The organism is Halomonas sp. HK25 (assembly GCF_047795635.1).
In the GTDB taxonomy this organism is placed as follows: Bacteria; Pseudomonadota; Gammaproteobacteria; order Pseudomonadales; family Halomonadaceae; genus Halomonas.
Window position 1 is genome coordinate 3,979,041 of sequence record NZ_CP181044.1, and the last position, 21,234, is coordinate 4,000,274.

At 67.7% G+C, this 21,234-nt stretch carries 17 protein-coding genes; all 17 read right to left on the reverse strand.

The annotated features are described in order from the left end of the window. Positions 1–32: 32 nt before the first annotated feature. Positions 33–836: an electron transfer flavoprotein subunit beta gene (locus ACM26W_RS18670; protein ID WP_416138455.1), complete on the reverse strand. Its 804-nt coding sequence runs from the start codon at positions 834–836 to the stop codon at positions 33–35. Further along, a complete protein-coding gene (locus tag ACM26W_RS18675; RefSeq protein WP_416138456.1) occupies positions 826–2,097 on the reverse strand; it encodes an electron transfer flavoprotein subunit alpha/FixB family protein in 1,272 nt (423 codons plus the stop codon). Before ACM26W_RS18675 ends, ACM26W_RS18670 begins: the two co-directional genes overlap by 11 nt. After that, on the reverse strand, positions 2,097–4,082 hold the full coding sequence (locus ACM26W_RS18680) for a (Fe-S)-binding protein (RefSeq protein ID WP_416138457.1): 1,986 nt from the start codon (positions 4,080–4,082) through the stop codon (positions 2,097–2,099). The genes ACM26W_RS18675 and ACM26W_RS18680 overlap by 1 nt, the downstream gene beginning before the upstream one ends. 109 nt (positions 4,083–4,191) lie before the next feature. Then, complete coding sequence (dgcA, locus tag ACM26W_RS18685) at positions 4,192–6,264, reverse strand: dimethylglycine demethylation protein DgcA (protein WP_416138458.1); 2,073 nt, start codon at positions 6,262–6,264, stop codon at positions 4,192–4,194. A 12-nt stretch (positions 6,265–6,276) separates the two neighbouring features. Next, a complete protein-coding gene (locus tag ACM26W_RS18690) occupies positions 6,277–6,822 on the reverse strand; it encodes a DUF5943 domain-containing protein (RefSeq protein WP_416138459.1) in 546 nt (181 codons plus the stop codon). A gap of 61 nt (positions 6,823–6,883) precedes the next feature. Then, positions 6,884–7,861, reverse strand: a complete 978-nt coding sequence (locus ACM26W_RS18695) for a dipeptidase (protein ID WP_416138460.1) — start codon at positions 7,859–7,861, stop codon at positions 6,884–6,886. Positions 7,862–8,055: 194 nt separating this feature from the next. Beyond that, positions 8,056–9,195 (reverse strand): GlxA family transcriptional regulator, encoded by a 1,140-nt coding sequence (locus ACM26W_RS18700; protein ID WP_416138461.1) that lies wholly within the window; start codon positions 9,193–9,195, stop codon positions 8,056–8,058. 332 nt (positions 9,196–9,527) lie between these two features. After that, complete coding sequence (gene moaA, locus ACM26W_RS18705; protein WP_416138462.1) at positions 9,528–10,517, reverse strand: GTP 3',8-cyclase MoaA; 990 nt, start codon at positions 10,515–10,517, stop codon at positions 9,528–9,530. After that, positions 10,514–10,930 carry a putative zinc-binding protein gene (locus ACM26W_RS18710; RefSeq protein ID WP_416138463.1) on the reverse strand — a complete coding sequence of 139 codons (417 nt, stop codon included), beginning with the start codon at positions 10,928–10,930 and terminating at the stop codon, positions 10,514–10,516. The genes moaA and ACM26W_RS18710 overlap by 4 nt, the downstream gene beginning before the upstream one ends. A gap of 43 nt (positions 10,931–10,973) precedes the next feature. After that, positions 10,974–11,717 (reverse strand): Crp/Fnr family transcriptional regulator, encoded by a 744-nt coding sequence (locus ACM26W_RS18715; RefSeq protein ID WP_416138464.1) that lies wholly within the window; start codon positions 11,715–11,717, stop codon positions 10,974–10,976. After that, positions 11,677–12,930 carry a gephyrin-like molybdotransferase Glp gene (glp, locus tag ACM26W_RS18720; protein ID WP_416138465.1) on the reverse strand — a complete coding sequence of 418 codons (1,254 nt, stop codon included), beginning with the start codon at positions 12,928–12,930 and terminating at the stop codon, positions 11,677–11,679. The genes ACM26W_RS18715 and glp overlap by 41 nt, the downstream gene beginning before the upstream one ends. Continuing rightward, positions 12,927–13,511 carry a molybdenum cofactor biosynthesis protein B gene (gene moaB, locus ACM26W_RS18725; RefSeq protein WP_416138466.1) on the reverse strand — a complete coding sequence of 195 codons (585 nt, stop codon included), beginning with the start codon at positions 13,509–13,511 and terminating at the stop codon, positions 12,927–12,929. The genes glp and moaB overlap by 4 nt, the downstream gene beginning before the upstream one ends. 58 nt (positions 13,512–13,569) lie before the next feature. Next, the gene (locus tag ACM26W_RS18730) at positions 13,570–14,391 is read right to left on the reverse strand and encodes a peptidylprolyl isomerase (protein ID WP_416138467.1); all 822 of its coding nucleotides are present in this window, start codon (positions 14,389–14,391) and stop codon (positions 13,570–13,572) included. Between the two features lie 12 nt (positions 14,392–14,403). Continuing rightward, the gene (narI, locus tag ACM26W_RS18735; RefSeq protein ID WP_416138468.1) at positions 14,404–15,093 is read right to left on the reverse strand and encodes a respiratory nitrate reductase subunit gamma; all 690 of its coding nucleotides are present in this window, start codon (positions 15,091–15,093) and stop codon (positions 14,404–14,406) included. Positions 15,094–15,106: 13 nt separating this feature from the next. Then, on the reverse strand, positions 15,107–15,886 hold the full coding sequence (narJ, locus tag ACM26W_RS18740) for a nitrate reductase molybdenum cofactor assembly chaperone (protein ID WP_416138469.1): 780 nt from the start codon (positions 15,884–15,886) through the stop codon (positions 15,107–15,109). Continuing rightward, positions 15,879–17,435, reverse strand: a complete 1,557-nt coding sequence (narH, locus tag ACM26W_RS18745) for a nitrate reductase subunit beta (protein WP_416138470.1) — start codon at positions 17,433–17,435, stop codon at positions 15,879–15,881. The genes narJ and narH overlap by 8 nt, the downstream gene beginning before the upstream one ends. Further along, on the reverse strand, positions 17,432–21,214 hold the full coding sequence (locus ACM26W_RS18750) for a nitrate reductase subunit alpha (RefSeq protein WP_416138471.1): 3,783 nt from the start codon (positions 21,212–21,214) through the stop codon (positions 17,432–17,434). Before ACM26W_RS18750 ends, narH begins: the two co-directional genes overlap by 4 nt. Positions 21,215–21,234 lie beyond the last annotated feature (20 nt).

Genomic DNA, 21,234 nt, shown 5'->3' on the forward strand with positions numbered 1-21,234 from the left:
GGGCTTTGCGTTGGGGGATGGATGACGTGGGGCTAACGGAGCACGCTCTCTTCCTTGAGCAGCTTGAAGATCGCCTCGGCCCCCTGCGCCGGGGTGACGTCGCTGAGCACCTGCCCACCCCCGCCCTCGGCCTTGGCCGCCGCGGCCTTGAAGCGGTCCCGCGCCGAGGCCGCCTTGATGATTTTCAGGCGCTTGGGGCGCTTGCGCGCCGGCTGGCACTGCCACTGGGCCAGCGAGTGATCCTCGACCACCGGGGCCTCGACAATTTCCAGCCGCGCACGGCGCGCCGGCCCGTAGGCACTCTGGCGCGGTGCCGGGGCCGCGGCGTCCACGGTGAGGATGGCCGGCAGACGGACCCTCAGGCGACGCCGCTGGCCCCGGGGCAGCGCCTGCAGCAGCGTCGCCACGCCAGCCTCGACCCCCTCCACCGCGACCAGGCCGCTGACCAACGGCCAGCCCAGCCGCTCGGCCAGCAGATAGGGCAGCAGGCCGGAGCCCTCGCCCTGCTCGGCCCGCTCCCCGGCAATCACCAGCTGCGGCGCGGCCGCCGCGAGGTACTCGGCCAGGGCCGGCAGCACGTCGGCACCCGGCGTCTGCTCGATCAGCGTCAGCGCCTCGAAGCCCATGCCCAGGTAGCCGCGCAGGGCCGCCTCGCTGGCCTCGTCGAGAGCGCCGGCATGGAGCAGGCTGACCTCGGCACCGGGGGCCGAGTGCGCCAGCTCCACGCCGCGAGCGTCCCGGTCGGCGCGCCGGCGGCGTCCGGTCAGCGGATGGCGACCGACGGAGACCAACACGCTCACCGCCAGGGCCGGGGTCTCACCATTCTCAGGCTGCATCACGCTTCTCCTCTCTGGACTGCTCCACCAGGGCCACCAGTGCCTCGAGCAGCCGGGTCGAATCGCCGATCACCGCCAGATCGGCGCGCTTGATCATGTCGCAGCCGGGATCCATGTTGATGGCCACCACCTTGTCGCAGCCCTGGATGCCCTGCAGGTGCTGGATGGCCCCCGAAATGCCCACGGCCACGTAGACCCGGGCACTGACCCAGGTGCCGGTGGCGCCGACCTGGCGGTCGCGGGCCATATGGCCGTCGTCCACCGCCACCCGGGACGCCCCCTCGGTGGCCCCCAGCACCCGGGCGGCATGATGGAAGCCAGCCCAGTCGCCCACCCCATTGCCGGCGGAGAGGATGAACTCCGCCTCGGAGAGCGCCACCCCGGCCGGGTCCACCGCCACCGGGCCGAGATCCTCGATGCGCGCCAGCTGCGACGGCAGTGCCACGGGCAGCGCCATGCCACGCGCCGCATGGCGGGTCTCACTGACCGGCTCGGCGCACTCGGCCAGGGCCAGGACCAGGCGCGGCAAGGGGCGCCGGAAATCGAGGCTGTCGGTGGCGCCGCGGGCAGTACAGCACCAGCCCAGCGGCGCCTCGGCGTCGGCCTCCAGCTGCCAGACGCCGGTGGCCGGCCGCTCCCCGAGCCGGGCCACCAGGCGCCGTCCCAGGTCGGCGCCGCCCAGCGGCGAATCCGGCAGCAGCCAGTGCCGCGGCTGCCAGGCCCGCTCCACGGCCACCAGGGCACCGAGCCGCGCCTCGGGAGCGAAGCCCTCGAAGCCGGGGGCGTCGAGGTGCAGCAGCCGGTCGATGCCGGCCTCACCAAGTGAGGAGTCCTTGTGCTCGCCGAAGAGCACTGCCAGCACCGCGCCGGGCCGTTCGGGGTCCGTATCGGCCAGCTGCCGGGCCAGCCCGAGCAGGTCCCGGTCATGGGCGGAGAGGCGCCCCCCGGCCATGTCCGGCACCACGGCGACCAGGAAGGCGGGCTCGGGGATCTCCACCACACGCCGACTGTCCTGGGTCGCCACGCTCCCCGCCGCCGCTACCTGACCGCCCTGCTGGCCACCGCTGCGGTCGATGCGTTTGATGCCGTTGGGCCCGATAAAACCCAGGGCATGGGGGTCCTTGCGCATCAGGCCGCCGGGCCCCATCCATTCGCTCCTCGTGCCCCCTGCGCGCTGCGCAAGCAGCTCCCGGTGCTCGGGATGCAGGCGGTTACGGGCGATCCACTCCCTGCGCGGATCACGACGCGGGATCTCGGTCATCACACCACCTCCACGGCCCGGGGCCGTCGTGTCTTTGCGGAATCTTCGACGGGCGCTTCCATCAGGGCATCGGCCACCAGCTCGGCGATATCGCGCACCTCGGAAGTGGCGTCCACCACCCCCTCGAGCATGGCGGTGCACTGCGGGCAGCCCACGGCGACCAGCTCGGCCCCGGTCGTCTCGACGTCGTTCATGCGCATGTCGGGAATCCGCCGCTTGCCGGGGATATCGGTGATCGGCGCGCCGCCCCCGCCGCCGCAGCAGCGCGAACGGAAGCCGGAGCGCTCCATCTCGGCGACCTGGATGCCGAGCGCCTCGAGGACCCGACGCGGCGCCTCGTACTCGCCGTTGTAGCGACCGAGGTAGCAGGGGTCATGGTAGGTCACGCGCCCGCCCTTCCAGGGCCGGAAGGCCAGGCGGCCGGCATCGTACAGCTCGGCGATATAGGTGCTGTGGTGGAAGACGCGATAGTGGCCGCCGAGCTCGCCATACTCGTTGCCCAGCACATGGAAGCTGTGCGGGTCGCAGGTGACAATATGCTGGAAGCGATACTGGGCCAGGGTGTCGATATTGCGCCGCGCCAGGCTCTGGAAGGTGGCCTCGTCGCCCAGGCGCCGGGCCACGTCACCGCTGTCGCGCTCCTCGTTGCCGAGCACCGCGAAGTCCACCTCGGCGGCGCGCAGCACCTTGACCAGCGCCCGCAGGGTGCGCTGATTGCGCATGTCGAAGGCGCCGTCGCCGAGCCACAGCAGGACGTCGACCTGCTGCAGGTCGGCGATCAGCGGCAGGTCGAGGTCGGCGGCCCAGTGCATGCGAGCGCCGGGGGCGAAGCCACCGGGATTATCGGTGGCGATCAGGTTGTCGAGGACCTCGGGGGCCTTGTTGGGCGTCGCGCCACGCTCCAGGGTCAGGAAGCGGCGCATGTCGACGATGGCGTCCACGTGCTCGATCATCATCGGGCACTCCTCGACGCAGGCGCGGCAGGTGGTGCAGGACCACAGGGTCTCGGCATCGACCAGGGCAGTACCCTGTCGCGCCACGATGGGGCCATGCGGATTGCCGTAGTGCTCCCCCACCGGCTTTCCAGGGTAAGGAGATCCCGCATAGCCTGCGTCGCTTCCCCCGGCCAGGCCGACGACCATGTCCTGGATCAGCTTCTTGGGGTTGAGCGGCTGGCCGGCAGCAAAGGCCGGGCAGACCGCCTCACAGCGGCCGCACTGCACGCAGGCGTCGAAGCCCAGCAGCTGGTTCCAGGTGAAGTCGCTGGGCTTTTCCACGCCCAGTGGCGCCGTCTCATCATCCAGATTCAGCGCCTTGAGGCCGGTGGAGCGCCCCTCTCCTCCCGTCTTGCTGGAAAAGCGCTCCGGGCGGCGATGGAAGGCCAGGTGCAGGGCGCCGGCGAAGGCGTGCTTCATGGGCCCGCCCCAGGTCACGCCGACGACCATCTCGGCCAGACCCCAGACCACCACCGCGGCCAGCAGCAGCGCCAGCAGCCAGTGGCCCATCACTTGAGAAAGGCCGGCAGGCAGGATGCCCACCGTGGGCAGGGTGATCAGGAAGACGCCGACCGAGAACGCCATCAGGCTCTTGGGCAGGCGCATGAAGGCGCCCTTGGAGAGCCGCGCGGGCGGGTTGCGCCGGCGCCGGGCCACGAAGAGGCTGCCCACGAACATGGTCGCGCTGGCCGCCAGCAGCAGCGCGCCCAGCACCGGGTTGGCGAGCCCCAGGCCATGCACCAGGATCATCAGCACGGCGGCGGCCACGAAGCCACCGGCGGTGGCCACATGGGTGTTGGACATCACCCTGTCACGCCCCACCACATGGTGCAGGTCCACCAGGTAGCGGCGCGGCAGGGCCGCCAGGCCCTTTAGCAGCGGCACGGAAGAGGGCCGCCCCTGGCGCCACAGGCGAACGCGCCGCCAGGCGCCGATCGCCGCCAGGGCCAGGGCGGAGAAGATCAGGATCGGAAGAATTGTATTTAGCATCACAGCTCACCTGACGGGCGAGCTAGAAGCTGGAAGCCGGAAGCTGGAAGAAAAGGGCGAAAAGCCGCGTTTCACTTCCAGCTTCAAGCTTCTGGCTTCCAGCTGGTGGTTAAAAGTCCTTGCAGATCCGCAGGGCGTCGTAGATGGCCGCATGGGTGTTACGCGGCGCCGTGCAGTCGCCCAGGCGGAACAGCAGGAAGCCGTCCCCCGCTTCGCTCAGGCAAGGCTGGGGCTGGATGGCGTAGAGCGCCTCCAGGTCCACCTGCCCCTTGTTGCGGGACCGCGCCTTGAGGGCGTAGTAGAGGGCCTCGTCGGGACGCACGCCGTTCTCCACCACCACCTGGTCGACCACCCGCTCCTCCAGGGCGCCGGTGTACTCGTTCTCGAGCACCGCCACCAGGCCGTCGCCCTCGCGGTAGACCTTGTGCAGTGCGAGGTCGGAGGTCATGATCACCTCCTTCTCGTAGAGGCTGCGGTAGTAGGTGGGGAAGGTGGTGCCGCCCACCGCCGCGCCGGGCTTGATATCGTCGGTGACGATCTCCACCTTGGCGCCCTTGTCGGCGATGAAGTCCGCCGCCGAGACGCCGGAGAACTCGCAGATGGCGTCATAGATCAGCACGTTCCTGCCTGGCGCCACCCTGCCGGAGAGCACGTCCCAGGTGCTGACCACCAGGCTCTCCTCGGGATTCTCCGAGTAGCCCCACGCCGGTACCTGGCTGAGGAAGGGCTGGCCGCCGGTGGCCAGCACCACGATATCCGGGCGCAGGTCCTCGATGGTGGCCACATCGGCGCGGGTGCCCAGGCGCAGGTCGACGTTGAGGCGCGCCAGCTCCAGCTGATACCAGCGGGTGATACCGGCGATCTGGTCGCGGCTTGGGGCCTTGGCGGCGATGGTGATCTGCCCACCCAGGGCCTCGGCGGCCTCGAACAGGGTGACGTCATGGCCCCGCTCGGCGGAGACCCGGGCCGCCTCCATGCCGCCGGGGCCGCCGCCGACAACGACCACCTTGCGCTTGGGCCCCTCGGCCTTCTCGATGATATGCGGCAGGCCCATATATTCCCGCGACGTCGCGGCGTTCTGGATGCACAGCACGTCCAGGCCCTGGTACTGGCGGTCGATGCAGTAGTTGGCCCCCACGCACTGCTTGATCTGGTCGATCTGGCCCATCTTGATCTTGGCGATCAGGTGCGGGTCGGCGATATGCGCGCGGGTCATGCCCACCAGGTCCACATAGCCCCCCTCCAGTATCCGCTGCGCCTGGTTGGGGTCCTTGATGTTCTGGGCGTGGATCACCGGCACGCCGACCACTTCCTTGATGCCCGCCGCCAGGTGCAGGAAGGGCTCCGGCGGATAGGACATGTTGGGAATCACGTTGGCCAGCGAGTTGTGGGTATCGCAGCCCGAGCCGACCACGCCGAAGAAGTCGACGTGGCCGGTGGCATCGTAGTAGGCGGCGATCTGCTTCATGTCGTCGTGGGAGAGGCCGTCCGGGTGGAACTCGTCGCCGCAGATGCGCATGCCCACCACGAAGTCGTCGCCCACCTCGGCGCGCACCGCCTTGAGCACTTCCATGCCGAAGCGCATGCGGTTCTCGAAGCTGCCGCCCCACTGATCGTCGCGCTTGTTGACCCGCGGGCTCCAGAACTGGTCGATCAGGTGCTGGTGCACGGCGGAGAGCTCGACGCCATCGAGGCCCCCTTCCTTGGCCCGGCGCGCTGCCTGGGCGAAGTCGCCGATGATGCGCCAGATCTCCTCCTCCTCGATGGTCTTGCAGGTCGAGCGGTGGACCGGCTCGCGGATACCGGAGGGAGACAGCAGGGTCGTCCAGTCGAAGCCATCCCAGCGCGAGCGGCGACCCATGTGGGAGATCTGGATCATGATCTTGCCGCCGTGCTGGTGGACGGCGTCCGCCAGGTTCTGGAAGTGCGGGATGATGCGGTCGGTGGAGAGATTCACCGAGCTCCACCAGCCCTGGGGGCTGTCGATGGAGACCACCGAGGAGCCGCCACAGATGGAGAGGCCACAGCCACCCTTGGCCTTCTCCTCGTAGTACCTGACGTAGCGCTCGGTGGTCATGCCGCCGTCGGTGGCATAGACCTCGGCGTGGGCGGTGCTGACCACCCGGTTGCGGATGGTCAGCTTGCCGATCTGGATCGGCTGGAAGAGTGCGTCGAATGCCATGTTGGTGACTCCTCAGCCCCGGGGGGTGTCGAGCGGGCGGGTGACGAAGCGGCCCACATCGCAGCCTTCCTCGGCGGCGCTCTGGGTCTGCTCGGCGAGGGTGCGAAGCGCGCTGCCGCGGGCCGCCAGGATCTGGTCCATGGCCCCGGCGAACCAGCCGGTGAACATGTATTCGATCTTGCGGCCCACCTGGCCCAGCTGGTAGACGAAGGCGCTGTGCTCCAGGCGCACCCGGCAGGTGCCGGCGTCGAGGTCGAGGGTTTCAACGATGAACCGGCCCCAGCCGCGCTGGGAGAGCCGCGTCATATAGTGCTCAAACACCACCTCACCCTGAAGACCGTGCAATTCGGCCTCCTTCTCGCACCAGTGCCAGGCGCTCCTGTAGCCGGCGTGGTAGAGGATCTCGGCGTACTTATCCACCCCCAGGGCTTCTTCAACAGCCAGGTGGTTGTTGATAAAGAAGTGCCGCGGCACGTAGAGCATCGGCAGGGCGTCGGTGGTCCACACGCCGGTCTCGGCATCCACCTCGATGGGCAGTTCGGGGGCCATCTGGGTCACGGTTGAATTCCTCGAAATCGTTGTTCTATAAGGTGAGCGGCGCCGGGGATAGGTCGTAGAGTCAGGCGCCCCAAACCTCTTTCAAGACACGCACCCAGTTCTCGCCCATGATCTTGCGCACCACAGGCTCGCTGAAGCCACGGCGTAGCAGCGCCTCGGTGAGATTGGGGAACTCGCCGATGGTGCGGATGCCCTCTGGGTTGATGATCTCACCGAAGCGGGTCAGACGGCGGGCGTAGCCCTTGTCGTGGGTGAGCCACTCGAAGAAGTCCTGGCCGTGGCCCTGGGTGAAGTCGGTGCCGATGCCGATGGCATCCTCGCCGACGATATTCATCACGTACTCGATGGCCTCGACGTAGTCGTCGATGGTGGCGTCGACGCCGGCACGCAGGAAGGGGGTGAACATGGTCACGCCGACGAAGCCGCCGCGCTCGGCGATGAACCTGAGCTCGGCGTCGGACTTGTTGCGCGGGTGCTCCTTGAGCCCCGAAGGCAGGCAGTGGGAATAGCAGACCGGCTGGGTAGAGGCCTCGATCACCTCCCGGGAGGTGGTCTCGCCGACGTGGGAGAGGTCGCACATGATGCCGACCCGGTTCATCTCGGCGACGATCTCGTGGCCGAAGCCAGACAGCCCGCCGTCACGCTCGTAGCAGCCGGTGCCCACCAGGTTCTGGGTGTTGTAGCACAGCTGCACGATGCCCACGCCCAGCTGCTTGAAGACCTCCACGTAGCCGATCTGATCCTCGAAGGCGTGGGCGTTCTGGAAGCCGTAGAGGATGCCGGTCTTGCCCTCCTCCTTGGCGCGGGTGATGTCGGCGGTGGTGCGCACCGGGCGTACCAGGTCACTGCAATCGGCCATCAGCGCATTGGACCTGACGATGTTGTCGACGGTAGCCTGGAATCCCTCCCAGACGGAAACCGTGCAGTTAGCCGCCGTCAGCCCACCGCGACGCATATCCTCGAACAGGTCGCGGTTCCACTTGGCGATGATCAGGCCATCGATGACGATGGCGTCGTCGTGAAGCTCTTTTGGGGTCATGTATGCCACTCCGGGGATGTGTTCCACTCGACGGCAGCATAGCGCCGGCCCACCCCGGCTCGACGCCTGGAAGCGACGGGGAGAATCCCAAAAACGTCATGACTGTCGCGGTTACGACGAGCGACGTCACCATGCTGACCCGTGACGGGCCGGCATGGTGATCGGTGCTGCAGAGGGTGACAGGGAGGCAGTGATCAGGAGCGCAGCAGGACGCTGGCGTAGGTCGGCTCGCCGCGCGCCTGATCGAGGGCCTTGACGGCCGAGGAGACCGGCTCGACCGGATAGGCCTCGAAAGACAGCAGGTCCAGGTTGCCCACCAGCTGTTCGCAGGGCGGCGACACCGGCACCCTGACCGGACTCGCGCCCAGCCGTTCGTCTCGGGGCGGCTGACCGAAGAACTCCCGGTAGCATTTCGAGAAGTGCGGGGTGGAGACGAAGCCGCAGGCAGACGCCACCTCGATGATCGAGATCGAGGTCTGCTTGAGCAACTGGCGGGCGCGGGTCAACCGCAGCTTGAGGTAGTAGCGCGACGGCGAGCAGAGCAGGTATTTCTGGAAGAGCCGCTCGAGCTGGCGACGCGACACGTCGACATAGGCCGCCAGTTCCTCGAGCCCGATGGGCTCCTCCAGGTTGGCCTCCATGAGCGCGACGATCTCCAGCAGCTTCGGCTGGGTCGTGCCAAGGATATGCTTGAGCGGCACCCGCTGGAGATCCTGCTCCCCGCGCACACGGTCACAGATGAACATCTCGGAAATCCCCGCCGCGAGCTCGCGGCCATGGTCCCGCCCGATCAGGGTCAGCATCATGTCCAGGGGGGCGGTCCCGCCAGAGGCCGTCGCCCTATCGCGGTCGATGGAGAACAGCCGGGTCGTCAGCATGGCCCGAGGAAAGGACTCCTGCATGGCGGCCAGGCACTCCCAGTGGACGCTGGTCTCGTAGCCATCCAGCAACCCCGCCTTGGCCAGCGCCCAGCTGCCGGTGCAGATCCCGCCCAGCCGACGGGAGAGGCGTGCCTGGCCCTGCAGCCAGGCGACATGCTCGCGCTGTACCGTGCGCGCCGGCCCCACCCCGCCACAGACCACCACCATGTCCAGCGCCAGCGGCACCGTGATCGCCGCATCCGGCGTGACCTTGAGGCCATCGCTGGCCAAGATCGGCTCGCCATCGATGCTCAGGGTGAACCAGCGGTAGAGCTCACGACCGGCGAGCTGGTTGGCCATGCGCAATGGCTCGATGGCCGAGGCCAGCGAGAAGAGGGTGAAGTTTTCCAGCAGCAGGAAGCCGATAGCCTGGGGAGCGACCGGCTTTCGCGGCGCCTGGGGAGGGAGCGTCATGGCGAGACTCCTGTAGGGGGTCGTACACGGGTTGTTGTTATGCCGGTATCCGGACGCCCACCGGTATCTGGCTGTCGCGATCAGGCAAGCCCATCCCGAAAAGCACCGCATGGCGTCGTGATCTGGTACGTCACCATTGCACAGCCGCCGGGGGGGGAGCTATCGCATAACGACCATCGTGTCGCTTTCAGGAGGGGAAGAAGTCGCTGACAGACAAGGCGGAATACATCCTTGTCGAACACGCCCGCCAGGCCTTCCAGGATCTTCAACCGACAAGGGGCGGTGGCGGCGGGCCGGCGCTTGCCGGGCGCACCATCGGCGACAGGCACTGCCTACCCGCCGGTCATGTTCATGAAGCGCACGACTTGCACCTCGCCATCGGTCGAGAAATGGTGGCGCTCGGGCTTCTTCGTCATGGCGGCGATGATGGTGGCCTTGAGGCGCTCGCTGTCACCGGGGTGACGGCGCAGCACGGCGCGCAGGTCCACGGAGTGCTCATTGCCCAGGCAGAGCAGCAGGCGGCCCTCGGCGGTGACCCGCACCCGGTTGCAGGCGTCGCAGAAGTTGTGGCTGTGGGGCGAGATGAAACCGATCCGCGAGTCGCTGTCGGCCATCCGGAAGTAGCGCGAGGGGCCGAGGGTGGTCTCGGTGGTAGGTACCAGGGCGTGGCGGGACTCGATGGTGGCGCGCACCTCGTCGCTTCCGCAGAAGGTCGCGGCGCGATCGTGGCCGATGGCCTCGCCAAGCGGCATCTCCTCGATAAAGCTGATGTCCACCTGCTCCTCTCTGGCGAACTCCACCAGGTCGAGCACCTCGTCGTCGTTGCGCCCCTTGAGGATCACGGCGTTGAGCTTGATGCGCGCAAAGCCGGCCTCCCGGGCGGCGCGGATGCCGTCGAGGACCTTCCCCAGGTCTCCGGTGCGGGTCAGGGCGCGAAAGCGCGCCGGGTCGAGGGTGTCGAGGCTGACATTGAGGCGTGACAGGCCACCAGCGCGCAGCGCAGCGGCGTGTTTCACCAGGCCGGCGCCGTTGGTGGTCATGGCGAAGTCGCACAGCCCCGGCAGGGCGCCAACCTGCTCCACCAGGGTCTCGATGCCGCGCTTGACCAGCGGTTCGCCGCCGGTGAGGCGGATCTTCTCCACGCCCAGCTCGATGAAGGCGCGGCACAGGGTGGCCATCTCCTCCAGGGTGAGCACCTGGGCGCGGGGCAGGAAGGTCATCTCCTCGGCCATGCAGTAGACGCAGCGGAAGTCGCAGCGGTCGGTGACCGAGAGGCGCAGGTAGCGAACGGTGCGGCCGAAGCCGTCGACGAGCCCGCTCATGGGCGGGCCCTGGCGGGCGCGACGCCGGCCTCGGCGTCCATCGGCAGGCGGGCGATCAGCTCGCCCACCTCGGCGGCCACCTCCGCCACGGTTCCCTCGTCATAGAACTGGCCGCGGCGCTTGCGCAGGCCGCGCTCGTAGAGCCTGACGTGCTCGGTGGGGGTAACGCCGGCATTGGCCAGGCAGTGGCTGGCGCAGTGCATCTGGCAGCCGTCGATGGCCACGACGGGCCGGCCGGAGCGCGCGGTGCGAACCAGGCCAGGCACCCCGCCGCCGACGCCGGCGATACAGGACATCTCGGCCACACCGCCGTGGTCGAGGCGCAGGGCCACGTCGTTGGCCAGCTGGGCCACATCGGAGCAACCGGAGCAGGAGTAGACCAGGGTGCGGGGCTTGCTGGTGGCTCGGGACATCTTGCCTCCCTCTTCCGGTGCGTTCCTGACATCCCTCGGGACGTCAGTCGTCGGTCATCATGAAGTCGCGCAGCTTCTGCTCATCCAGCACGGTGAGCCGCTGGCGATCGATGTTGATGGCGCCGCTGTCGCGCAGCTTGGCCAGCAGCCGCGACAGGGTCTCGGGTGTCATGGCGAGCTGAGCGGCCAGCCAGCGCTTGGGGATGGTCAGCCGGATCACCCGAGGGGCTCTCGAGCGCCCCGAAGGCAGCTGGCGCAGCACGTAGCTGACCAGCCGCGACATGGCATCCCCCTGGGTCAGCAGCGCCAGGTCCTCGAGACGGTCGGTGAGCTCCAGCGCCAGGCGGCTCATGAACTCGGCCCGGCAGGCCGGCTGGCGATCGAGGATCTCACGGCAGAGGGCCGCCGGGATCGAGAGCACGTTGGTACGCCGCAGCGCCTCGGAGGAGTAGAGGTAGGCGCCGGCGCTGGAGACCATGCTCAGCTCGCCCAGGGTGCCGCCGCGCTCGACGCAGCGGATGGTGGCCATGCGGCCGTCACCGGCGCTGCGCACCAGCCGCACGGTGCCGCTGATCACGATGTGCAGCCACTGGGCCGGGGTCTCCTGTCGAAACAGCCATTCGCGGGGCTTCAGGGTGCGCAGCTCGGACGCCTCGAGCAGCGCCTCGAGCTCTTCTTCACCCAGGCCGGCGAGCCAGGGCACCCCCAGCACCAGCTCGCGCAGCTGACGGGGGTTGAAGAGCAGTTCAGTCGAGGAACTGGGCGGCGGGACAGTATTCGTAGGCATGGCCTTCCTCCACATTATTGTTGGCGTCGATCACCAGGTAGCCATGGGCCTGGCTTGCCGCGCTGAGCATGTGGGAGCCCTGGCCGCCGGCCAGGCGAGCCACCGGCGTCCCTGCCGCCCAGTCGAGTACCACGCGCAGCAACTCACGACGTCCCTTGGGGCCGCGCCGGGAGAAGCCGGCGACCACCGGGAAGCGCTGCAGCGGCGCTGCCTCGCGCCCCTGGCGGACCTGCACGAAGGGCAGTGCCAGCAGCTGCCAACCCACCAGCGAGGCCACGGGGTTGCCCGGCAGGGCAATCAGAGGCGTGCCGTCGCTCAGCGAATCCCCCAGGTAACCGAGGGCGAAGGGCTTGCCGGGTTTCATGGCCACGCCGTGGAAGGCGATGCCACCCAGTCGCTCGATGACCGGTCGCACATGGTCCTCCTCCCCCACCGACACACCTCCGGTACACATTACCAGATCGGCCCCATCGCAGGCCTCGGCAAAGGCCTGATGCAGGTCAAGGGGAGCGTCCGCGATCACGCCCAGATCGAGCACTTCACAGCCGGCCTGGACCAGCAGGGCCAGCAGCATGGCGCGGTTGCTGTCGTAGACCTGGCCGGGTACCCGGGCCGTACCGGGCTCGATCAGCTCGTCGCCGGTGGAGAGCAGCGCGACCCTCAGCCGGCGTAGCACCGCCACCTCGCCGACGCCATGACTGGCCAGCAGGGCGATCGCCGCGGCACCCAGTCTCGCCCCGGCCGGCAGCAGCAGCTCGCCCGCCCGGGTCTCCTCGCCGCGGCGACGGATATTGGCGCCCGCGGCCAGGTCGCCCTCGACGCGCATGCGGCCCTCGGCATCCAGATGCACCCGCTCCTGGGGCACCACGGCCTCGGCGCCCAGCGGCACCGGCGCGCCGGTGAAGATCCGCGCGCAGCCTCCCGCCGGCAGGCGCATCACGCCGGCCCCGGCGGGAATGCGCTGCACGACCGGCAGGCTCTCGGCGCCGAGCTCGGCCAGACGCAGGGCATAGCCGTCCATGGCGCTGTTGTCGACGCCCGGCATATCCAGGGTGGCGCGTACTTCCTCGGCCAGTACGCGCCGTGCGGCCTCGCCCAGGCCCACTCGCTCGGATCCGGTGATGGGGCGTGCCGCGGCGATCATCCGCGCCCGGGCGTCGAAGAGATCGAGCAGGCCCGGGGTCACGACCTCGGCGCAGCCGCAGCCGCTCATGACTCCACCTGCCGGGGTGCCGCCTCGGCCCTGGGCGCCTGGCGGCTGGTGCAGCGCCTGGTGTCCGGCAGCACCATGGCCACGAAGTTGCAGGGCCGGGTGCGCGCATCGAGCTGGGCGGCGAGGATGCCGTCCCAGGCGGTGGCGCACGCCCTGGGCGAGCCGGGCATGGCGAACACCAGGGTGCGGTCGATCAGGCCGCCCACGGCGCGGGACTGGATGGTGGAGGTGCCGATACTGGCCAATGACAGCTGGCGAAACAGTTCGCCGTAGCCGTCGATGGCCTTGTCGAACAGCGGTGCCAGCGCCTCGGGTGTGGTGTCACGGGGCGTGAAACCGGTGCCGCCGTTGACCAGCACCACCTGGATGTCGTCACGCACCACCCACTTCGAGACCACCGCGCGGACGCGGTAGACATCGTCGGGCACGATGCGCCGCTCGACTAGGGCGTGGCCGGCCTCGGTGAGCCGCTCGGCGAGCAGGTCGCCGCTGCCGTCCTCGTCGAACCCGCGGGTGTCGGAGACGGTCAGCACGGCGATGCCGAGGGGCGCGAAGGGGGTGTTGGCGTGGACATGGGCCATGGGGTCCTCCTGACCGCCCGCATGGCGGGCGTCGGCAAGCATATGAGAAATGTCAGCGCTACTGCATCAGGCTGCCGGCGGCGTCATCATCCAGGGCCACCCCCTCGACGCCGATCTCCGACTCCAGCACCAGCAGGTAGTGGCGCAGGGCACGGCGGGTGGACTGCTCGCGCAGGCTGTGACGCACACGCTCGGCGACCTGCTCATAGGGCAGCTCGCGGCCCTCGGTGCGCTCGTCGATGCTGACCAGGTGCCAGCCGTAGCGTGATGCCAGGGGGCGGTCATGCAGCCCCGCCGGCAGGTGCTGCAGGGCGCGGTCCAGCTCGGGAACGGTCTGCCCCGGGGCCAGCCAGCCCAGCTCACCGCCCTGCTCCTTCGACGGGCAGGCGGAGTGGCGCATGGCGAACTCGGTGAAGCGCTCGGGAATGGCCGAGAGCTCCTTGAGCAGCTTTTCTCCCTGGCGGTAGCCGCCATCCCGGGCCTCGGCGTCATCCGGCGCCGCGGCCAGCAGGATATGGCGCACCTTGACGAGGGTGGGCTCACTGAAGCGCTCGGCGTGGGCGGCGTGGAAGCGGCGGCAGTCCTCCTCGGAGGGCTCCGGCACGTCCAGCTCCTGTTCCAGCAGCGCGGCGATGGCGGCATCGCCCTCGTCCAGCGCCTCACCGGAGACCTCGGCGAGGCCCAGGTCCGCGGCGCGCTGGCACAGCAGCTCGCGCACCACCAGCGCCCGAGCGGCCTTCAGCTGGGCGGTGCCGGCGGAGTCCGCCGGGTGGTACTGCATCTCCTGGGCGATGGCGGACTCCTCGATGGTGACCGCGCCAACCCGGATGGGAGGGGGGCTCGCGCCCCCCGGGATCATCTCGATATCGATCTTCTGCATGGTGATGGCTCCTTACCCTCTTTTACGCACGATCTGGTAACGCCGCGTGATATAGCCGAGCGGAATGCTCCAGACGTGCACCAGGCGCGAGAAGGGGAACAGCAGGATGATGGTCAGGCCCAGGAAGATATGCAGCTTGTAGATCCAGGACACGTTTTCCATGTAGGCCGCCGCACCGCCGCCGAAGAAGACGATGGACTGGGCCCAGCTGGAGAGGGTGACCATCATCTCGCCGTCCATGTGGCCCAGCGAGAAGATGATGGTGATCATGCCCAGGAAGGCCTGGAAGACGATCAGCCCGAGGATGGCGGTGTCCATGATGCTGGAGGAGGCCCGCACCCTGGGGTTGGTGATGCGGCGATGCAGCAGCATGGCGCCGCCCACCAGGCACATGGCCCCGGCGATGCCGCCCACCACGATGGCCAGCAGCTGCTTGGTGCCGGCGTGCAGGAAGGGCGAGTAGACCCAGTGCGGGGTCAGCATACCGAACAGGTGACCGAAGAAGATCACGATGATGCCGACGTGGAAGAGGTTGCTGGCCAGGCGCATGTTCTTCGACGACAGCATCTGGCTGGAGCCGGCCTTCCAGGTGAACTGCCCGTGGTCGTAGCGCAGCAGGCTGCCGACCAGGAAGACAGTGCCGACCAGGTAGGGGTAATAGCCGTAGATCAGGTGGTCGAGATAGGTGCCGAATGCGGACATGGTGATTCTCCTGTTAACGACCCGTCACCGGAGGCATCGCCTCGGGTGAGAGAATGCGAACGGCATCGCTCTGGACGCCTTGCTTGCGCTCCGCCAGCCGCCGGCCCTCGGCGGACTGCAGGGCGCAGTCCTGGTCGGACTCGGCGGAGAAGCGCACCGCCTCCTCTTCCCAGACCGCATCCAGCGCCTCGGGGGTGTCATCGCGGGCCTCGCCCTGGACCTCCTTGCGATGGGCATCGGCCTCGGCCTCGGCGCCGATCAGCGCCAGCAGCGCCCTCGGCACCAGGGCATGATCGGCACCGCGCTCCTCGAGGCGCGCGGTGAGCAGCCCGAGGATATGGCGGATCTCGCCCAGCCAGCGGCCGATATCGGCTTCCTCGCGGGTGGAGAGGTACTCCAGGAACACCGGCAGATAGTCCGGCAGCTCCCGTGCATCCAGCTCGAAGCCGGCGGCGTTGTACTCCGCCATCAGGTCGACCATGGCCTGGCCGCGGTCGCGAGACTCGCCGTGGACGTGCTCGAACAACAGCAGCGATGTCGCCCGCCCCTTGTCGAACAGGGCGACGTACTCGGCCTGCAGCTCCAGCAGGTCGCCCTCGGCGGTGCGCTGGCACCAGTCCATCAGGGCAGTGCGCAGCGCCGCCGACAGGCGGCGCTCCTGGTCGATGATCTCGATAAGCTCGCCGGCCGCGGCCTGGAGCTCCTCGGTGGGGTAGTCGAGCAGGCGGGCCAGCACGCGCAGGCTGCGCAGGCCGACGGCCGGTTCGGCCATCTTCATAGCGGCCTCAGTCATGACGCACCTCCTCGGCTTTCGGGTCAAAGGATTCCACCGGCTTGACCAGGGTGGCGGTCTGGGAGCGGCCGTTGAACAGGCTCGACTTGCTCTCGCCGTGGCAGCCGTCGCCGAAGGTGAAGCCGCAGCCGCCGCGTTCCGGGAAGGCCTCGGTGGCCATCTCGCGGTGGCTGGTGGGGATCACGAAGCGATCCTCGTAGTTGGCGATGGCCAGGTAGCGGTACATCTCCTCCACCTGGGCCTCGGTCAGCTCGACGTCATCCAGCACATCGACATTGGGCTTGCCGTCCACGTGCTTGCCGCGCATGTAGAGGCGCATGGCCATCAGGCGCTTGAGCGCCAGCACCACGGGGGCCTCCTCACCGGCGGTGAGCATGTTGGCCAGGTAGCGCACCGGGATGCGCAGCGACTCGATCTTCGGCATGACGCCGTCGAACTCGATCTTGCCGGCCTCGGCGGCGGACTGGATCGGCGAGAGCGGCGGCACGTACCAGACCATCGGCAGGGTGCGGTACTCGGGATGCAGCGGCAGCGCCAGGCCCCATTCCATGGCCATCTTGTAGACCGGCGACGCCTGGGCGGCGGCGATCACGTTATCGGTGATGCCATCCTTCTTCGCCTGGGCGATCACTTCCGGGTCGTTGGGATCCAGGAAGATCTCGCACTGGCGATGGTAGAGGTCGCGCTCGTCCGGGGAGCTGGCGACTTCCTCGATGCGGTCGGCATCGTAGAGCAACACGCCGAGATAGCGGATGCGGCCCACGCAGGTCTCCGAGCAGATGGTCGGCTGCCCGGCCTCGATGCGCGGGTAGCAGAAGATGCACTTCTCGGACTTCCCGGTCTTCCAGTTGTAGTAGATCTTCTTGTAGGGGCAGCCGGAGATGCACATCCGCCAGCCGCGGCACTTGTCCTGGTCGATCAGAACGATACCGTCCTCCTCGCGCTTGTAGATCGCGCCGGATGGGCAGGACGCCACGCAGGTCGGGTTGAGGCAGTGCTCGCACAGCCGCGGCAGGTACATCATGAAGGTGTTCTCGAACTGGCCGTAGATATCGGCCTGCACCTTCTCGAAGTTCATGTCCTTGCGGCGCTTGGCGAACTCGGTTCCGAGGATCTCCTCCCAGTTGGGGCCCCACTCGATCTTCTTCATGCGCTCGCCGGAGATCAGTGAGCGGGGCCGCGCCACCGGCTGGTGCTCACCGATCTTGGCGGTGTGCAGGTGCTGATAATCGAAGGTGAACGGCTCGTAGTAGTCGTCGATCTCCGGTAGATCGGGGTTGGCGAAGATGTTCGCCAGCACCCGCCACTTGCCACCGATACGCGGTTCGATCTTGCCATCCTTGCGGCGCATCCAGCCGCCCTTCCACTTCTTCTGGTTCTCCCACTCCTTGGGGTAGCCGATGCCGGGCTTGGTCTCGACGTTGTTGAACCAGGCGTACTCGACGCCTTCACGACTGGTCCAGACGTTCTTGCAGGTCACCGAACAGGTGTGGCAACCGATGCACTTGTCGAGGTTGAGGACCATGCCTACCTGGGAACGAATCTTCATTTCACCGCCTCCTGCACGTAGTCATTGCCCTCTTCATCCAGCCAGTCGATGTGTTTCATCTTGCGAACCAGGACGAACTCATCGCGGTTGGAGCCGACGGTGCCGTAGTAGTTGAAGCTGTAGGAGAGCTGCGCGTAGCCGCCGATCATGTGGGTCGGCTTCGGACAGACCCGGGTCACGGAGTTGTGGATACCGCCACGAGTGCCGGTGATCTCGGAGCCGGGTACGTTCACGATGCGCTCCTGGGCGTGGTACATCATCACCATGCCGTCCTTGACCCGCTGGCTGACGACGGCACGCGCCGCGATGGCGCCGTTGGCGTTGTAGACCTCGATCCAGTCGTTGTCCTCGATGCCGATCGATGCCGCATCGGGTTCGGAGAGCCAGACCACGGGGCCGCCGCGGTTGAGTGTCAGCATCATCAGGTTGTCGCTATAGGTGGAGTGGATACCCCACTTCTGGTGCGGCGTGATGAAGTTCAGCGCCTTGCTCGGGTTACCGTTGTCTTCGGGCAGCTTGAAGCCCTTGGCCGCCTTGGTATCGATCGGCGGACGATAGACCAGCAGGCTCTCGCCGAAGGCGCGCATCCAGGCGTGATCCTGATAGAACTGCTGGCGGCCGCTGACGGTGCGCCACGGAATCATCTCGTGGACGTTGGTATAGCCGGCGTTGTAGGAGACGTGCTCGTCCTCGAGGCCGGACCAGGTCGGGCTGGAGATGATCTTGCGCGGCTGGGCGACGATGTCGCGGAAGCGGATCTTCTCCTCCTCCTTTTGATGCGCCAGGTGGGTGTGATCCCGCCCGGTGATCCTGGAGAGTGCTCCCCAGGCCTTCACCGCCACCTGGCCGTTGGTCTCCGGCGCCAGGGTCAGGATCATCTCGGCCGCGTCGACGGCGCTTTCGATCTGCGGACGCCCCTTGGAGGAGCCTTCCAGCTTGCAATGGTTGAGCTTGCCGAGCAGTTCCACCTCGGAGTCGGTGTTCCAGCTGATGCCCTTGCCGCCGTTGCCGAGGCTCTCGAGCAGCGGGCCCACGGAGGTGAAGCGCTCGTAGGTCTCGGGGTAGTTGCGCTTGACCTCGATCAGCGCCGGCATGGTCTTGCCGGGGATCGGCTCGCACTCGCCCTTCTTCCAGTCCAGCACTGCGGGCTGGGCCAGCTCGGCGGGGGAGTCATGCTGGTGCGGCAGGGTGACCAGGTCGGTCTCCTCGCCCAGGTGCCCCACGCAGGCCTTGGAGAACGCCTTGGCGATGCCCTTGTAGATATCCCAGTCGCTGCGCGACTCCCACGCCGGGTCGGTGGCCGCGGTCAGCGGGTGGATGAAGGGGTGCATATCCGAGGTGTTGAGGTCGTTCTTCTCGTACCAGGTGGCCGTCGGCAGCACGATGTCCGAGTAGAGACAGGTGGTGGACATACGGAAGTCCAGGGTCACCAGCAGGTCGAGCTTGCCTTCCGGCGCCTCGTCGTGCCAGACGACTTCTTCGGGCTTCTGGCCGCCGAAATCGCCCAGGTCCTTGCCCTGGATGCCATGACGGGTGCCCAGCAGGTACTTGAGCATGTACTCGTGGCCCTTGCCCGAGCTGCCCAGCAGGTTGGAGCGCCAGATGAACATGTTGCGCGGGAAGTTCTCCGGGGCATCCGGGTCTTCCGCGGCAAAGCGGAGCTCGCCGCTCTTGAGCTGCTGGACGGCATAGTCCTTGGTGGACATGCCGGCCGCCTCGGCCTTCTTCGCCAGGCTCAGCGGGTTGGTACCCAGCTGGGGCGCGGAGGGCAGCCAGCCCATGCGCTCGGAGCGCACGTTGAAGTCGATCAGGCTGCCCGGATAGTCCTCGGCCTTGGCCAGCGGCGAGAGGATCTCCTTGATCTCGAGCTTCTCGTAGCGCCACTGGGAGGAGTGGTTGTAGAAGAAGGAGGTGGAGTTCATGTGGCGCGGCGGGCGCTGCCAGTCGAGGCCGAAGGCCAGCGGGGTCCAGCCGGTCTGGGGACGCAGCTTCTCCTGTCCCACGTAGTGCGCCCAGCCGCCGCCGCTCTGGCCGATACAGCCGCACATGACCAGCATGTTGATCAGGCCGCGGTAGTTCATGTCCATGTGGTACCAGTGGTTCATACCGGCACCCACGATGATCATGGAACGCCCACGGGTCTTGTCGGCGTTGTCGGCGAACTCACGGGCGATGCGGGTGGTCTGCTCGGCGGAGACCCCGGTGATCTTCTCCTGCCAGGCCGGGGTGTAGGGACGAATCTGGTCGTAGGACGTCGCGCCGTCATCCTCGCCTGCACCGGTGAAGCCACGGTCGATGCCGTAGTTGGCGCACATCAGGTCGAAGACGGTGACGGCCAGCATCTCGCTGCCGTCGGCCTTCTTCAGGCGCTTGGCCGGCAGGTTGTGGAACAGCAGGTCATCGGCAGCGCCCACGCCTTCGCCCTTCACATGCTCGAAGTGCTCATGCTCGATGCCACCGAAGTAGGGAAACGCCACGCTGGCGACGCTATCGTGGTGGTCGGCCAGGGTCAGCAGCGGCTTGATCTCGGTGCCCTCGGCGTCCAGCGGCTCGAGGTTCCACTTGCCCACCTCGTCACCGGTCTCGCCCCAGCGGAAGCCGATGGAGCCACGCGGCACCACTAGCTGGTCGCGGGTTTCGTCCCACGCCACGGTCTTCCACTCGGGGTTGTTCGCCTGGCCCAGGCTGGCATCGAAATCGCTGGCGCGCAGCTGCCTGCCAGGCGCGTAGCTGCCGTCCTCGCGGGGCTCCAGCTCCACCAGGAAGGGCATGTCGGTGTACTGGCGCACATAGCCGGTGAAATAGCTGCTGGGCTTCTCGAGGTGGAACTCCTTGAGGATGACGTGCCCCATGGCCATGGCCAGGGCGGCATCGGTGCCCTGCTTGGCGGAGAGCCACTCATCGGTGAGCTTGGAGACCTCGGCGTAGTCCGGGGTGATTGAGACGGTCTTGGTGCCCTTGTAGCGCACCTCGGTGAAGAAGTGAGCGTCCGGGGTCCGGGTCTGCGGAACGTTGGAGCCCCAGGCGATGATGTAGCCTGAGTTGTACCAGTCGGCGGACTCGGGCACGTCGGTCTGCTCGCCCCAGGTCATCGGCGAGGCCGGCGGCAGGTCGCAGTACCAGTCGTAGAAGCTCATGCAGACGCCGCCGATCAGCGACAGGTAGCGGCTGCCCGCGGCGTAGCTGACCATGGACATGGCGGGAATCGGCGAGAAGCCGATGATGCGGTCCGGGCCGTACTGCTTGGCGGTGTAGACGTTGGAGGCGGCGACCAGCTCGTTGAGCTCATCCCAGTTGGCACGCACGAAGCCGCCCATGCCGCGGGCACGCTTGTACTGCTTGGTCTTGGCCGGATCCTCGACGATGGAGGCCCAGGCGTCGACAGGGTCCTTCTTCTCCTTGAGGGCGTCGCGCCACAGCTTGAGCAGGGGCTTGCGGATCAGCGGGTACTTCAGGCGGTTGGCGCTGTAGAGGTACCAGGAGTAGCTGGCGCCCCTCGGGCAACCGCGCGGCTCGTGGTTGGGCAGGTCCGGGCGGGTGCGCGGGTAGTCGGTCTGCTGGGTCTCCCAGGTGACCAGGCCGTTCTTGACGTAGATCTTCCAGCTGCAGGAGCCGGTACAGTTCACGCCGTGGGTGGAACGCACGACCTTGTCATGCTGCCAGCGCTGACGATAGCTGTCCTCCCAGCCGCGCGACTCCTCGCGGGTCTCGCCATGGTCGTTGGCGAAGGGCTCGCGGGCCTTGCGGAAGAAATTCAGCCGATCAATGAAGTGACTCATGGTCGATCTCCAGGCTTCTT

What these genes read in the sequence shown, in the direction of transcription:
- ACM26W_RS18695 (WP_416138460.1), bottom strand. Translation starts at nt 7,861, where the DNA reads ATGACCCCAAAAGAGCTTCACGACGACGCCATCGTCATCGATGGCCTG.
- moaA (WP_416138462.1), bottom strand. Translation starts at nt 10,517, where the DNA reads ATGAGCGGGCTCGTCGACGGCTTCGGCCGCACCGTTCGCTACCTGCGC.
- narH (WP_416138470.1), bottom strand. Translation starts at nt 17,435, where the DNA reads ATGAAGATTCGTTCCCAGGTAGGCATGGTCCTCAACCTCGACAAGTGC.
- moaB (WP_416138466.1), bottom strand. Translation starts at nt 13,511, where the DNA reads ATGGCCCATGTCCACGCCAACACCCCCTTCGCGCCCCTCGGCATCGCC.
- ACM26W_RS18675 (WP_416138456.1), bottom strand. Translation starts at nt 2,097, where the DNA reads ATGACCGAGATCCCGCGTCGTGATCCGCGCAGGGAGTGGATCGCCCGT.
- narI (WP_416138468.1), bottom strand. Translation starts at nt 15,093, where the DNA reads ATGTCCGCATTCGGCACCTATCTCGACCACCTGATCTACGGCTATTAC.
- ACM26W_RS18750 (WP_416138471.1), bottom strand. Translation starts at nt 21,214, where the DNA reads ATGAGTCACTTCATTGATCGGCTGAATTTCTTCCGCAAGGCCCGCGAG.
- narJ (WP_416138469.1), bottom strand. Translation starts at nt 15,886, where the DNA reads ATGACTGAGGCCGCTATGAAGATGGCCGAACCGGCCGTCGGCCTGCGC.
- glp (WP_416138465.1), bottom strand. Translation starts at nt 12,930, where the DNA reads ATGAGCGGCTGCGGCTGCGCCGAGGTCGTGACCCCGGGCCTGCTCGAT.
- ACM26W_RS18670 (WP_416138455.1), bottom strand. Translation starts at nt 836, where the DNA reads ATGCAGCCTGAGAATGGTGAGACCCCGGCCCTGGCGGTGAGCGTGTTG.
- ACM26W_RS18730 (WP_416138467.1), bottom strand. Translation starts at nt 14,391, where the DNA reads ATGCAGAAGATCGATATCGAGATGATCCCGGGGGGCGCGAGCCCCCCT.
- dgcA (WP_416138458.1), bottom strand. Translation starts at nt 6,264, where the DNA reads ATGGCATTCGACGCACTCTTCCAGCCGATCCAGATCGGCAAGCTGACC.
- ACM26W_RS18680 (WP_416138457.1), bottom strand. Translation starts at nt 4,082, where the DNA reads ATGCTAAATACAATTCTTCCGATCCTGATCTTCTCCGCCCTGGCCCTG.
- ACM26W_RS18715 (WP_416138464.1), bottom strand. Translation starts at nt 11,717, where the DNA reads ATGCCTACGAATACTGTCCCGCCGCCCAGTTCCTCGACTGAACTGCTC.
- ACM26W_RS18710 (WP_416138463.1), bottom strand. Translation starts at nt 10,930, where the DNA reads ATGTCCCGAGCCACCAGCAAGCCCCGCACCCTGGTCTACTCCTGCTCC.
- ACM26W_RS18700 (WP_416138461.1), bottom strand. Translation starts at nt 9,195, where the DNA reads ATGACGCTCCCTCCCCAGGCGCCGCGAAAGCCGGTCGCTCCCCAGGCT.